A 12,333-nucleotide genomic window follows, 5' to 3' on the forward strand; every position below is an offset into this window, starting at 1 on the left:
TCGGTGAACGATAACGTCGATACGAAAGCACTTCTGCGGCTGATGGCCTGGCTCTCGCCGGCTTTCCCGATCGGCGGTTTCGCCTATTCGGGCGGGCTGGAGCGGGCCGTGCTGGATGGCCTCGTCAAGGATGCGGCTGGCCTGAGCGGCTGGCTGTGGAGCCTGTTGCGGCACGGTTCCTTGTGGAACGACGCCGTGCTGTTCGGCGAAGCCTGGCGGCGGTTCGAGGACGAGGTCGCATTGAAGCAGACGGCTGAACTGGGGCTGGCGCTTGCCGGCTCCGCAGAGCGCCATACGGAGACCTTGTCGCTCGGCAAGGCATTCGCCGCGGCAGCCTCGGCGTGGCCGCATCCGGTCCTCGATCGCCTGCCGACGGCCGTGCCGTTTCCGGTCGCGGTCGGGGCCGTTGCGGCAGCGCATGGCGTGCCGGTGGCCCAGGCGCTTGCCGCCTACCTGCATTCCGCTGTCTCGCAATCGGTATCTGCGGGTATCAGGCTTGGCGTGTCGGGGCAGACCGAAGGGGTGGCCATCCTCGCCGATATCGAGGGCCTGATCACCGAAATCGCGAAGAAGGCGAGCCTTGCCACGCTCGATGATCTCGGCGGCGCGGCCGTGCAGGCGGAAATCGCCTCTCTCCGGCACGAAACGCAGCATTCGCGGCTTTTCCGCTCGTGAAAGCGGGCCTAAGCTGGTGTCTGCTAAAGCATGTCGCGCAAAACTGTGCAGCGGTTTTGCGATAACGGCATGCGTAAAACAAAGACCTGAAGCGGTCGAGCGAATCCGAAGGATCGCGGCACGCCTTGGAATGAAAGGACGACATATGAAATCGGCAAACGGGCCTTTGCGCGTCGGCATCGGCGGCCCAGTCGGCTCGGGCAAGACGGCTCTGACCGAAAAGCTCTGCAAGGCGATGCGTGCGGATTATTCCATCGCGGTCGTCACCAACGACATCTATACGAAGGAAGATGCCGAAGCGCTGGTACGCAGCCAAGCGCTGTCTTCGGACCGCATCGTCGGCGTCGAGACCGGCGGCTGCCCTCATACCGCCATCCGCGAGGACGCGACGATCAACCTGCAGGCGATCGCGGGTTTGAACGAGCGCATCCCGGACCTCGACGTGGTGTTCATCGAATCGGGTGGCGACAATCTCGCGGCGACCTTTTCGCCGGATCTCGCCGACATCACCATCTATGTGATCTCCACCTGTCAGGGCGAAGAAATTCCGCGCAAGGGCGGTCCGGGCATTACCCGCTCCGACCTCTTGATCATCAACAAGAAGGATCTGGCACCGTATGTCGACGTCGATCTCGACGTGATGGACCGCGACGCCTACCGCATGCGCGAGGCCAAGCCGCACCTGTTTACCGATCTGAAGCGCGGCGACGGCGTGGACCATGTGGTCCGGTTCCTGAAGGAGCAGGGCGGACTCTGAAGCGTGTCGCGACCCTTCGGATTCGCTCGATCCGCTTCAGGCCTTTGTTTTACGCATGCCGTTATCGCAAAACCGCTGCATACTTTTGCGCGACATGCTTTAGAAAAAGTCGAGGCCGATGGCTTCCTGGAAGCCACCGGCCTTATCTGCATGCCGCGGTCCCGCCACCAGTGTCGCAGCATGCATCCAAAGAGAGCCCGGGCCCGCCCGCCCGATCTCGCTTCGCTTGAACTTCAGATTTCCCGCAGGGCCTGCACGTCGCCGACCTGGATCACGCGCCCGCGCACCGTCACGCCGGTCCGCCGGAGAGTGGAGAATGCACGGGAGAGCGCCTCGGGAGCCAGGCCCAGCATGCCTGCCAGCAGGTTCTTCTGGAAAGGCAGGCGAATGGAGGCCGGGCCACCATCCACCGGGCACCGCGTCAGGATATAATTCGCCACCCGCTGCGGTGCCGTATGCAACCTGTCGTTGGCGACACAGTCCATCGTGGTCATAAGGTGTTTCGAGAGCGAGGTGATTACCGCTTTGGCGATGTCCCGCTCCTGTTCGGCCAGATCCCGCACCGACTGCATGTCGAAGCGAGCAAGCGTCGTGGCTTCGGCGGTCTGGGCATGATGGCGGTACTTGGTGCCGCCATAGAGAAGGCATTCGGCGAACGTATCCCCCGGGCTGCAGATACGGATATCCGCCTCGCGGCCGTCGCGATTGAGCTGGTAGAGCCGCACGTAGCCACTGAGAACACAGTAAAAAGCGTCCGCATCCTCGCCTTCGCGAAAGATCGACTTGCGGTTCGTCAGGCTGATGACACTCATGGTCGACATCATCCGGACGAGAGAATTGCCGCTCAGGCTGGTCAGGAAAGGCGTCTTCATCAGGACAGCCCGGTCCCTGTTGTTGAGCTTGAAATTGCTGTTCATCATCTCCGCCGTCTCTTCCATAACCTGAACCGCCGCGCATTCCCGATATCGCTAAAATAACAGGTTCATCAAATCTGTTTTTGACATCGATCAAATTGGCGCATTTTTTCTGCAATCTCCGCGAGCCGGCTTTTTTCAACGAAAAACGCCGGACCAAGAGGCCCGGCGTCGTCGAAATTGCAGCGTGGAGAGAGCGCTTATTCGGCAGCCAACGGCGGCAGGCGCAGCACCTTGCTGCTGGCTTGGGCGCCGGGAGAACGATCGTCGTTGGCGCTCGTCTGCCGTTCCATCTGGTTGAGGCGTTCTTCCAGGGAGGCGATCGTCTGGGCGTTCCTGCGCGCCTCCTGGCTGAGCTCCTCGTTGGAAAGACCGAAGTCCTCCTGCTCCTTCTTGCCGACCATGCGGCCGAAGATCTTGCCGAGCAGGCGCGACAGGTCGTCCATGATCAGGAAGAAGGACGGTACGACGAGAAGCGAGAGCACCGTCGAGACGATGATGCCGCCGATCACCGCGATCGCCATCGGCGCGCGGAAGGAGCCGCCTTCGCCGACGCCGAGCGCCGAGGGCAGCATGCCCGCCGACATGGCAATCGACGTCATGATGATCGGACGGGCGCGCTTGCGGCCGGCCTCGACCATGGCATGGACCCGCTCCAGGCCTTGCCGCTTCATCTCGATCGCGAAATCCACCAGAAGGATGGCGTTCTTCGTGACGATGCCCATCAGCATCAGGATACCGATCAGCACCGGCATCGACAGCGCGTTCTGGGTGATGATCAGCGCCACCGCCACGCCGCCGATCGCCAGCGGCAGCGAGAACAGGATGGTGAAGGGCTGGATGACGTCCTTGAAGAGCAGGATCAGCACCACAAGCACCAGCATCAAGCCCATCAGCATCGCATTGCCGAAGCTCTGCTGCATTTCCGCCTGCACCTTGGCGTCACCGCTTTCGGCCAGACGAACCGTCTTCGGGAACTCGGTCTCGTCGACGATGCGCTTGAACTCGGCCGATGCGGTATCGAGCGCCGTGCCGAAGGGCACGTCAGAGCCGATCGCCACGACGCGGTTGCGGTCGTTGCGCTTGATCGAGCTCGGACCTTCCGAATAGTCGATGTCGGCGACGCTGTAGAGCGGCACGCTGGCACCGGCCGCGGTCTTGATCTTCAAGGCGCGGATGGAGGCCAGATCGCGGCGGACGTCGAGCGACGCCTGGACGCGGATCGGGATCTGCCGGTCGTCGAGCGAGATCTTGGCAAGGTTGGCATCGACGTCGCCGATCGTCGCGACGCGGACGGTCTGTGCGATCTGCTGCGGCGTGATGCCGAGGCGCGAAGCCTCCGCCATGCGCGGCCGGATCTGCAGTTCCGGACGGGGCAGGGCGCCTTCCGAGGAGACGTTGAAAAGGACCGGCGAGGCCCGCAGCTTCGATTCCAGCACGCTGACGGCTTCGTTCAGGTCCGCCTCGTTGGTGGAGAGGAAGTTGAACGAAAGATCACGCTCCGCGCGGTCGTTGACCTTGGAAATCCGCACGTCCGGAATGGAGTGGACGGCTGCAAAGATATCCTTTTCGACATCCCATTGCGGACGCGTGCGGCCATTTTCCTTCATCTTCGGCACGATGTCGCGGACGAGGGGGATCGATCCCAGACCCTTGTTGACCAGGGTCTTGACCAGCGAATGATCGATGTTCTGCAGGATGACGCGCACGGTTGCGCGACGCAGCTCGAGGTCGCCCTTCGGGGAAGCGCCGCCGAGAATGAAGACGCTCTCGACACCGTCGATATGGCGTACCGCATCATAGATCACGTCCGTGCTGGCGGCCGTCTCCTCGAGCGTCGCATTCGGCGGCAGTTCTACCGAGAGAACGACGCGCGAAGAGTCGTCCGGCGGCAGGAAGCTGCCGGGGACCTGCGAGAGCAGCATCACCGAGCCGATCAGGAAGCCGATCGCGGCGAGCATCGTCGTATAGCGCCAGTACCACCGGCGGGTCGTGCCGGTGACAAGGCGCGTATAGGCCTTCATGATCCAGCCGTCGTTGTCGTGATGGTCTTCCATCCCGTCTTCGGGGCTCATCAGATAGGCGGCCATCAGCGGTGTGATCAGTCGCGCCACCGCGAGCGAGAAGAACACCGAGAAGGCGACCGTCAGGCCGAACTGGATAAAGTACTGACCCGGCACGCCCGGCATGAACGAGACCGGCACGAACACGGCGATGATCGTGAAGCTCGTCGCGATAACGGCGAGACCGATTTCGTCCGCCGCTTCGAGCGCCGCTCGATAGGGAGTCTTGCCCATCTTGATATGCCGCGCGATGTTCTCGATCTCGACGATCGCGTCGTCCACGAGAATACCGGTCGCGAGCGTCAGCGCCAGGAAGCTGACGAGGTTCAGCGAGAACCCCATGAGGTCCATGATCCAGAAGGTCGGGATCGCGGACAACGGCAGGGCAACTGCGGCGATCAGGGTCGCGCGCCAGTTCCTCAGGAACAGGAACACCACGATGACGGCGAGGACCGAGCCTTCCACCAGCGTGTGGAGGGCCGCTTCGTAATTGCCGTAGGTGAAGTAGACCGAGTCGTCGACCATTTCGATCGCGACGTTCGGATTGGCCTTGCGGACTTCATCGAGGCTGGTGGCGACGGTTTCCGCGACCGAGACCTCGCTTGCACCCTTTGCGCGGAACACGGCGAAGGTGACCGACGGCGTGCCGTTGAAGCGCGAGAAGGATTTCGGCTCCTCGTAGGTGTCGGTGATGGTGCCGAGTTCGGTCAGCTTGACGAACTGGCCGTTGGGCAGCGTGATCGTCGTGTCGGCAAGCTGAGCGACGCTGCGGGCATCGCCGAGCGTGCGGATCGTCTGTTCGTTGCCGGCCACCTGGCCGCGGCCGGAGCCGAGGTCGACGTTGGTGCCGCGCATCTGGGTGCTGACATCGGCAGCGGTAATGCCATAGGCATCCAGCTTGGCGGGGTTCAGCGATACCCGGACTTCGCGGTCGGAGCCGCCGTAACGGTCGATACGGCCGACGCCGGCCTGGCCCTGCAGGGCGCGCTTGACCGTGTCGTCGACGAACCAGGAGAGTTCTTCGAGCGTCATGTTCGGCGAGGATACGGCGAATGTCTGGATCGCCTGGCCTTCGACGTCGACCTTGGTGACGACGGGTTCCTCGATGCCGGCGGGCAGGTCGCTGCGGATCTTGTCGATCGCGTCCTTGGTGTCCTGCACGGCTTCCGCCGTCGGCTTTTCGATGCGGAAGACCACGACCGTCTGCGACTGGCCGTCGGTTACCGTCGACTGGATCTCGTCGATGCCGCTGATCGAGGCGACCGCGTCCTCGATCTCCTTTGTCACCTGCATTTCCAGTTCGGCGGGGGCGGCGCCGCTCTGGGTCACGGTGATCGACACGACCGGCACGTCGATATTCGGGAAACGGGTGATCGGCAGCGCGTAGAACGACTGGATGCCGACGACAAGCAACAGGGCAAAACCGAGCAGCGGCGCAATCGGATTGCGGATCGACCAGGCGGAGAAGTTCATGTGGCTAAACCTCAGTTGGCAACAGCGGCGGGTTCGGCCGGGACCGGGGCGATCTTGTCGCCGTCCCGGACGAAGGCGCCGGCCTTCGCAACGACAATGTCACCGGCGTCAAGACCGCTGACGACCTGGACGAAACCGCCATCCTGGATGCCGGTTTCAATCTTCACCTGCTTGACCACATTGTCCTCGACCTTGCGGGCGGTGGAACCATTCCGTCCGGTGGTGACGGCGGAGAGCGGCAACGCCAGGGCATTGGTCTCGGTGATGACGATCTCGGCGCTGCCATACATGCCCGCGCGGGCGCCGCTCTCGTCGTCGATGACGATATGCACCGCTCCGAGGCGGGTGACCGCATCGACCGTCGGGGAGACGAGCCGGACCTTGCCCTCGATCTTCACCTTGCCGCCGGCGACCGTGACGATCGCCTTCTGGCCGGCCTTGATCTTCTGGATGTCGGTCTCGGAAAGATCCGCGACGAGTTCGATCGCGCCGTCCTTGATGATCGTGAAGAGCGGATTGCCGGTGCCGCTGGCGATCGCGCCGACCTTGGCATTGCGGACGGAAATGACACCGCCGACCGGCGCTTTCACGCCTGTGCGGGCGAGCTTCAGGTTGATGTCCTCGATCTGGGCTTCCACCACCTTGATGTCGGACTGGCCAACGGCCACAGCCTGCTTGGCGGCGTTCAGCCGTGCCTGCGCGACCTCGACCGCGGCGGATGCCTGTTCGAGTTGGGACACCGTCCCGGTACCGCTTTGGCTGAGCTTCACGAGGCGGTCGCGCTGGCGCGTCGTGTCGGCGACATTGGCTTGGGCCTCGATCACCTGCGCCTGATATTGCGCGACGGCAGCTTCGGCCTTTGCCTTGTTGGCCTGGAGCTGGCTCTTCTCGAGAAGCAGCGAGTCGTCGTTCAACGTCGCAAGTACGCTGTCTGCCTTCACTTCGTCGCCGACGTCGGCATTCAGGGTCTTGATCGACAAAGCGTCGACGAGCGGCTGGACATAAACTTCCTCGACGGGCCTGACGGTGCCGGTGGCGATGACGCGATCGACGAGTGGCTTTTCGATCGCTTCCGTCACAATGATCGAGGGCAGCTTGATTGCCGTCTGCGCCGGGGCGGCAGCCGCCGGTTCCTGCGCAAACGCGGAATTTGGATTCAATGCGGTGCATGCGACAAAGGTGACGCCTGCAACCAGTGCGAGCCGGAGAGCCGGGATACCGGCAGACTTGTTGAACTTGCGAAACATGCGACTACTTTCAAATTGAAGGTAAGGGGCAAATATTCCGCTGGGAACCGCTCCGGCTACGGCGCGCCCCCTCAGCGCGCGATAACCCGGATCAAGGTGGTAACCGCGCAAAACGGTTACAAGACCGGCAGCGAAAGATTCATCAACGCCGCACTTTTACGTGTTTGCGTTGCACAAATCAATCCGTCGCCCTTATGAGACGAATGAGTTTTAGTTATGGTTTGTGTGAGAAAAATTTCAAAAACGCGCGGCGCGTAGCCGCGCGTTCTATTTTAGCAAGCCAGCGGCGATTATTATTTCACCGCGGCGTCGGTGATCTCGGTCGTATAGGCGCCTTCCGGCTTCTTGGTGATGATCTTCTGATCGAGCAGCGCCTTGACCGTGCGGTCGTAGGTGGCGGTGTCGAGCTTGCCGGTGCCGGTGCCGATCAGCTTGGCCACTTCGCCCATCATCCGCTTCTGGTGGTTCTCGTCCTGGCCGCCATTGTCCATGACGATTTCGGCTGCTTCGCCCGGGTTGGCGATGGCGTATTTCCAGCCCTTCATCGACGCACGGACGAACTTCACCATGGTCTCCTTGAACTTCGGATCCTTGAGCTTGGTGTCCATCACGTAGAGGCCGTCCTCGAGCAGGTCGTTGCCCATGGCGGAGAAGTTGAAGACGGTGAGCTGGTCCGGCTTGAAACCGGCATCGATCGCCTGCCAGTATTCGTTATAGGTCATGACCGAGATGCAGTCCGCCTGCTTCTGAATGAGCGGTTGCACGTCGAAACTCTGCTTCAGCACGGTAACGCCGTCCTTGCCGCCGTCGGTCTTGAGGCCGAGCTTGTTCATCCAGGCGAAGAACGGGTATTCGTTGCCGAAGAACCAGACGCCGAGCGTGCGGCCCTTGAAGTCGGCTTCGGTCTTTACCGGGCCGTCCTTGGGGCAGATCATCTGCAGGCCGGACTTCTGGTAGGGCTGGGCGATGTTGATCAGCGGCACGCCCTTTTCGCGGGCCACCAGCGCGCCACCCATCCAGTCGACGATCACGTCGGCGCCGCCGCCGGCGATCACCTGTTCGGGGGCGATGTCCGGGCCGCCCGGCTTGATGGTGACGTCGAGGCCTTCATCCTTGTAGAAGCCCTTATCCTTGGCAACGTAGTAGCCGCCGAACTGGCCTTGAGCCACCCATTTCAGCTGCAGGGTCACCTTGTCGGCGGCCATCGCCGCCTGGGCTGCGGCAAGCGACATGGCGCCCGCCATCAGTGCAACGAGAATTTTTCTCATGTTTTTTATCCTTCCCTCTGAGGTTTGCCGGACCCGCCGAAACGGGCCGGATTTCAGCGCCTAACCACCGCGGTTAGACGGATGCCAGAACGTCGTCGCTCTTTCGCCAAGCGCCACGACGCCATAAAAAACCGATCCGATGAGCGCTGCAACAGCGATTTCGGCCCAGACCATGTCGACATTCATGCGGCCGATCTCGGTCGAGATCCGGAACCCCATGCCGACGATCGGCGTGCCGAAGAATTCCGCAACGATCGCGCCGATCAGCGCCAGCGTCGAGTTGATCTTCAGCGCGTTGAAGATGAAGGGCATGGCGGCCGGCAGGCGCAGTTTTAGCAGCGTCTGCCAGTAGTCCGATGCGTAGGAGCGCATCAGGTCGCGTTCCATGGCGCCCGAGGCTCCGAGCCCCGCCACCGTGTTCACCAGCATCGGGAAGAAGGTCATGATGATCACGACCGCTGCCTTGGACTGCCAATCGAACCCGAACCACATGACCATGATCGGCGCCACCCCGATAATCGGCAGCGCCGAGACCATGTTGCCGATCGGTAAGAGCCCGCGGCGCAGGAAGGCGATGCGGTCGGCAAGGATGGCGACCACGAAGCCGGAGGCGCAGCCGACCACATAACCGAACAGCACGGCCTTGAAGATCGTCTGCTGCACGTCGGCCCACAGGATCGGCACCGAAGAGGCAAGCCTTGCGCCGATCGAGGACGGCGGCGGCAGGATGATGAAGGGAATTCCGGCGCCGCGCGTCGCCGCCTCCCAGAGGATCAGGATCCAGGCGCCGAAGATCGCGGGAATGAGGAGGTGGAGGAAGGTGTCGCCGGACTTGGATTTTGGGCGGATGCTGGAGAGCACCGTGACGCAGCGCCAGGCCAGCAGCCATGAGGCCGCGAGCATCAGGAAGAAGGTAAGCGTCGCCTTGCCCTCGTTGCCGGCGATGCCCGTGAGCAGCAGCCAGACGGCCAGATGGGTCGCGACGAGCAGGATCGCTGCGAGAAGGAACGGGGAGAGTGTTGTGAACGAGACCAGCGCCGCGCCGGCGACAAGCAGGAAGATCAGGACGATCGTGCCGGTACCGAAGGGTGAGGGAGCGTCCGCCGCCATCAGCGGCAGGGAGGCGAGAGCCGCGAGGCAGAGGATCAGGGCAAAGGCGCCCTGCCAGGAGCGGAGGACGAGGGTCATGCCGGTCTCCCGCCCATGGAGCGATCAACGATTTTCGCGATGATACCGACGATGGTGACCAGAAGTGCCGCAAGCACCGAGCCCGCGATCAGCGCCGCCCAGATATCGATCGTCTGGCTGTAATAGGCCGCGGCCAGCAGTTTCGAACCGATGCCGGCGACGGCGCCGGTCGGCAGCTCGCCGACGATCGCGCCGACCAGACTTGCGGCGATCGCCACCTTCATAGAGGTGAACAGGAAGGGGATCGAGGCCGGGACCCTCAGTTTCCAGAAGGTCTGGGCACCGCTGGCATAATAGGTGCGCATCAGGTCGAGCTGGATGATCTCTGGCGAGCGCAGTCCCTTCACCATGCCGACCGCCACGGGGAAGAACGAAAGATAGGTGGAGATCAGCGCCTTGGGCAGGAGCCCGGTAATGTTGATCGCGCCAAGCACGACGATCACCATCGGCGCGACCGCGAGGATCGGCACGGTCTGCGAGGCGATGATCCACGGCATCAGGCTGCGATCGAGCGCCTTCAGATGCACGATGCCGACCGCGATCAGGATGCCGAGGAGCGTGCCCATGGTGAAGCCGACCACGGTCGAGGAGAGCGTCACCCAGGCATGGTAGACGAGGCTGCGATTGGACGTGACGCTGCGCAGAAACGTGTTCTCGAAGACGCTGCTGACCACCTGATGCGGCGCCGGCAAAATCGGCTTCGGCTGCGCCATGGTCTTGCCGATGAATTCCATGGTGGTGGAGGTGACGTTGGCACGCCGGTCGAGATCGCGCTGGAACGGCGCGTTCATGAAATAGGCGGCGACGTACCAGATGGCGACGATGGCGATGAGGATGGTGAGGACGGGGATGATGCGTTGCGCGAGGGAGTCGGGTTTCATTGTTCGACCCTCCGGGGCTGCGGGGTAACCGCGGAATGGGAAGCTCTACTCCTCATAACTATGCCCCGCCCTCAGCCCCTCACGCACCCGATGGGCGATTTCCAGGAACTCCGGCGTCTCGCGGATTTCGAGCGGGCGTTCCTTGGGCAAGGTCGATTCGATGACGTCCGTCACCCGGCCGGGCCGCGGCGACATGACGACGATCCGGGTCGAGAGGTAGACCGCCTCCGGAATGGAGTGGGTGACGAAACAGATGGTCTTTTCGGTGCGCGCCCAAAGCTTCAGAAGCTGCTCGTTCAGGTGATCGCGGACGATCTCGTCCAGCGCGCCGAAGGGTTCATCCATCAACAGCAGGTCGGCGTCGAAGGCGAGTGCGCGGGCGATCGAGGCGCGCTGCTGCATGCCGCCGGACAGCTGCCAGGGGTATTTCTTGCCGAAGCCGGAGAGGTTGACGAGATCAAGCGTGCGTTCGATGCGGGCTTTGCGGTCGGCTGCCGAATAACCCATGATTTCGAGCGGTAGGGCGATGTTCTTCTCGATCGTGCGCCAGGGATAAAGCGCCGGCGCCTGGAAGACATAACCGTAGGAGCGCGATTTGCGCGCCTGTTCCGGCGTCATGCCGTTGACGGTGATCTCGCCGGCGGTTGCCTTTTCAAGGTCGGCGATGACGCGCAGGAAGGTGGTCTTGCCGCAGCCGGACGGACCGATGAAGGAGACGAAATCGCCCTTGTTCACCTGGAGGTCGACATTCGACAGGGCATGGACTGGCCCGTCACTGGTCTCGAAGGTAAGGCCAAGCTTGCTGGCCGAGACGACGGAGGATGGAGAATTGTTCATCGGCATTTCGGCATCGGTCCCAGCTTGGTGCCGCCGGGGAAGCTGACGGTGTAGCCCTTGGCGGATTTGGTCAGCGTCGCGGTGTCTTCCGGCCCGGTCTCCCCTTCGACATCGCATTGTGCCTTGATGGTGAAGCCGGTCGCCGTCTTCTTGGGCGCGCCCTTGAATTCGCAGGCGGAAACCGACGTGGTCACGCCCTCGTCGTTCAGCAGCAGGAAATCGTCGGAGCCGGACGATTCTCCGGTCTCGGCATAGGTGCAGCCTTCCTTGCTGCCATAGGCGCCATCGAGGAATGTCGCGGCCTTGGCGGGAGCGGCGATCGACATCGCGGCAACGGCTGCCGATGCGATGGTGAAGCGGATCGTATTCAATGACATTTCTCGAAAGGTCCCCATTCAAGCCCGTCTGCGAAGCGTACAGTATAGACATCGCCGTTGCGCAGGATATCGATCATTGCGGTGTGCTGAGTTTCTTCCCCTTCTTCGTCGCAGAGCGCTCCGAATGCCGCCTTTTCCCGCGTCCCGGCTCCCGTCCTCGAGCCGCCATGATATGCTGGCGGCAGATCCCGTTCGACAGAGGACTTTTGCCATGGACAGCGCATCAAAACCCACCTGCCGCGTCGTGAAGCCCGGCGCTGCCTATGACGGCAAGCAGGGCTTGAGCTATTTCGAGGGGATCGCGGCGGAAACGGTCGGCTCCAAGGGCATCTGCATGCATCTCATCACCATCCCGCCGGGCGCACGGGCGAAGGCCCATCTGCACGAAACCCACGAGACGGCCATCTACGTGCTCTCCGGCTCCGCCGTCACCTGGCATGGCGACCGGCTGGAGCAATGCGCCGGACTCTCGGCCGGCGAGATGATGTACATCCCGGCCGGCGTGCCGCACCTGCCGGCTAACATCTCCGACGCGCCCTGTTCGGCGGTGATTGCCCGCACCGACCCGAACGAACAGGAAAGCGTCGTGCTGCTGCCGGAGCTGGACGGGCTGGTGGCTTGAGGCTGCGCCGTTCCGTGGAAAGAACATCGTT

Annotated in this window: 11 protein-coding genes; 3 read left to right on the top strand and 8 right to left on the bottom strand. The window is 62.7% G+C overall.

What is annotated here, in order from left to right; translation table 11 throughout:
* Nucleotides 1–3 precede the first annotated feature (3 nt).
* Nucleotides 4–675: an urease accessory protein UreF gene (locus ABCW43_RS12245; RefSeq protein WP_345924634.1), complete on the top strand. Its 672-nt coding sequence runs from the start codon at nt 4–6 to the stop codon at nt 673–675.
* 145 nt (nt 676–820) lie between these two features.
* Nucleotides 821–1,432 carry an urease accessory protein UreG gene (gene ureG, locus ABCW43_RS12250; RefSeq protein WP_345924636.1) on the top strand — a complete coding sequence of 204 codons (612 nt, stop codon included), beginning with the start codon at nt 821–823 and terminating at the stop codon, nt 1,430–1,432.
* A gap of 233 nt (nt 1,433–1,665) precedes the next feature.
* Here ureG and ABCW43_RS12255 read toward each other — a convergent pair whose 3' ends face one another.
* The 8 genes from ABCW43_RS12255 to ABCW43_RS12290 form a co-directional block, all read right to left on the bottom strand.
* Nucleotides 1,666–2,349: a Crp/Fnr family transcriptional regulator gene (locus ABCW43_RS12255; protein ID WP_345925457.1), complete on the bottom strand. Its 684-nt coding sequence runs from the start codon at nt 2,347–2,349 to the stop codon at nt 1,666–1,668.
* Nucleotides 2,350–2,546: 197 nt separating this feature from the next.
* Nucleotides 2,547–5,882 carry an efflux RND transporter permease subunit gene (locus tag ABCW43_RS12260; RefSeq protein WP_345924638.1) on the bottom strand — a complete coding sequence of 1,112 codons (3,336 nt, stop codon included), beginning with the start codon at nt 5,880–5,882 and terminating at the stop codon, nt 2,547–2,549.
* An 11-nt stretch (nt 5,883–5,893) separates the two neighbouring features.
* Nucleotides 5,894–7,129 (bottom strand): efflux RND transporter periplasmic adaptor subunit, encoded by a 1,236-nt coding sequence (locus tag ABCW43_RS12265; protein ID WP_345924640.1) that lies wholly within the window; start codon nt 7,127–7,129, stop codon nt 5,894–5,896.
* A 293-nt stretch (nt 7,130–7,422) separates the two neighbouring features.
* Nucleotides 7,423–8,397 carry an ABC transporter substrate-binding protein gene (locus ABCW43_RS12270; protein ID WP_345924642.1) on the bottom strand — a complete coding sequence of 325 codons (975 nt, stop codon included), beginning with the start codon at nt 8,395–8,397 and terminating at the stop codon, nt 7,423–7,425.
* 60 nt (nt 8,398–8,457) lie between these two features.
* A complete protein-coding gene (locus ABCW43_RS12275; RefSeq protein ID WP_345924644.1) occupies nt 8,458–9,585 on the bottom strand; it encodes an ABC transporter permease in 1,128 nt (375 codons plus the stop codon).
* Nucleotides 9,582–10,466, bottom strand: coding sequence for an ABC transporter permease (locus ABCW43_RS12280; RefSeq protein WP_345924646.1), 885 nt, complete (start codon nt 10,464–10,466; stop codon nt 9,582–9,584). Before ABCW43_RS12280 ends, ABCW43_RS12275 begins: the two co-directional genes overlap by 4 nt.
* 45 nt (nt 10,467–10,511) lie before the next feature.
* On the bottom strand, nt 10,512–11,303 hold the full coding sequence (locus ABCW43_RS12285) for an ABC transporter ATP-binding protein (RefSeq protein WP_345924648.1): 792 nt from the start codon (nt 11,301–11,303) through the stop codon (nt 10,512–10,514).
* Nucleotides 11,300–11,680: a hypothetical protein gene (locus tag ABCW43_RS12290; RefSeq protein WP_345924650.1), complete on the bottom strand. Its 381-nt coding sequence runs from the start codon at nt 11,678–11,680 to the stop codon at nt 11,300–11,302. The genes ABCW43_RS12285 and ABCW43_RS12290 overlap by 4 nt, the downstream gene beginning before the upstream one ends.
* Nucleotides 11,681–11,891: 211 nt before the next feature.
* On the opposite strand from ABCW43_RS12290, the gene ABCW43_RS12295 reads away from it, so the two are divergent.
* Nucleotides 11,892–12,302 (top strand): cupin domain-containing protein, encoded by a 411-nt coding sequence (locus ABCW43_RS12295; protein ID WP_345924652.1) that lies wholly within the window; start codon nt 11,892–11,894, stop codon nt 12,300–12,302.
* Nucleotides 12,303–12,333: the final 31 nt, after the last annotated feature.

The sequence above is a fragment of the Neorhizobium tunisiense genome (genome assembly GCF_039631515.1).
In the GTDB taxonomy this organism is placed as follows: Bacteria; Pseudomonadota; Alphaproteobacteria; order Rhizobiales; family Rhizobiaceae; genus Neorhizobium.

Bases quoted from the DNA above. Each gene is read 5' to 3' on its own strand.
- ABCW43_RS12260 (WP_345924638.1), bottom strand. From the start codon at position 5,882: ATGAACTTCTCCGCCTGGTCGATCCGCAATCCGATTGCGCCGCTGCTC.
- ureG (WP_345924636.1), top strand. From the start codon at position 821: ATGAAATCGGCAAACGGGCCTTTGCGCGTCGGCATCGGCGGCCCAGTC.
- ABCW43_RS12265 (WP_345924640.1), bottom strand. From the start codon at position 7,129: ATGTTTCGCAAGTTCAACAAGTCTGCCGGTATCCCGGCTCTCCGGCTC.
- ABCW43_RS12255 (WP_345925457.1), bottom strand. From the start codon at position 2,349: ATGAACAGCAATTTCAAGCTCAACAACAGGGACCGGGCTGTCCTGATG.
- ABCW43_RS12295 (WP_345924652.1), top strand. From the start codon at position 11,892: ATGGACAGCGCATCAAAACCCACCTGCCGCGTCGTGAAGCCCGGCGCT.
- ABCW43_RS12280 (WP_345924646.1), bottom strand. From the start codon at position 10,466: ATGAAACCCGACTCCCTCGCGCAACGCATCATCCCCGTCCTCACCATC.
- ABCW43_RS12290 (WP_345924650.1), bottom strand. From the start codon at position 11,680: ATGTCATTGAATACGATCCGCTTCACCATCGCATCGGCAGCCGTTGCC.
- ABCW43_RS12275 (WP_345924644.1), bottom strand. From the start codon at position 9,585: ATGACCCTCGTCCTCCGCTCCTGGCAGGGCGCCTTTGCCCTGATCCTC.
- ABCW43_RS12285 (WP_345924648.1), bottom strand. From the start codon at position 11,303: ATGAACAATTCTCCATCCTCCGTCGTCTCGGCCAGCAAGCTTGGCCTT.
- ABCW43_RS12270 (WP_345924642.1), bottom strand. From the start codon at position 8,397: ATGAGAAAAATTCTCGTTGCACTGATGGCGGGCGCCATGTCGCTTGCC.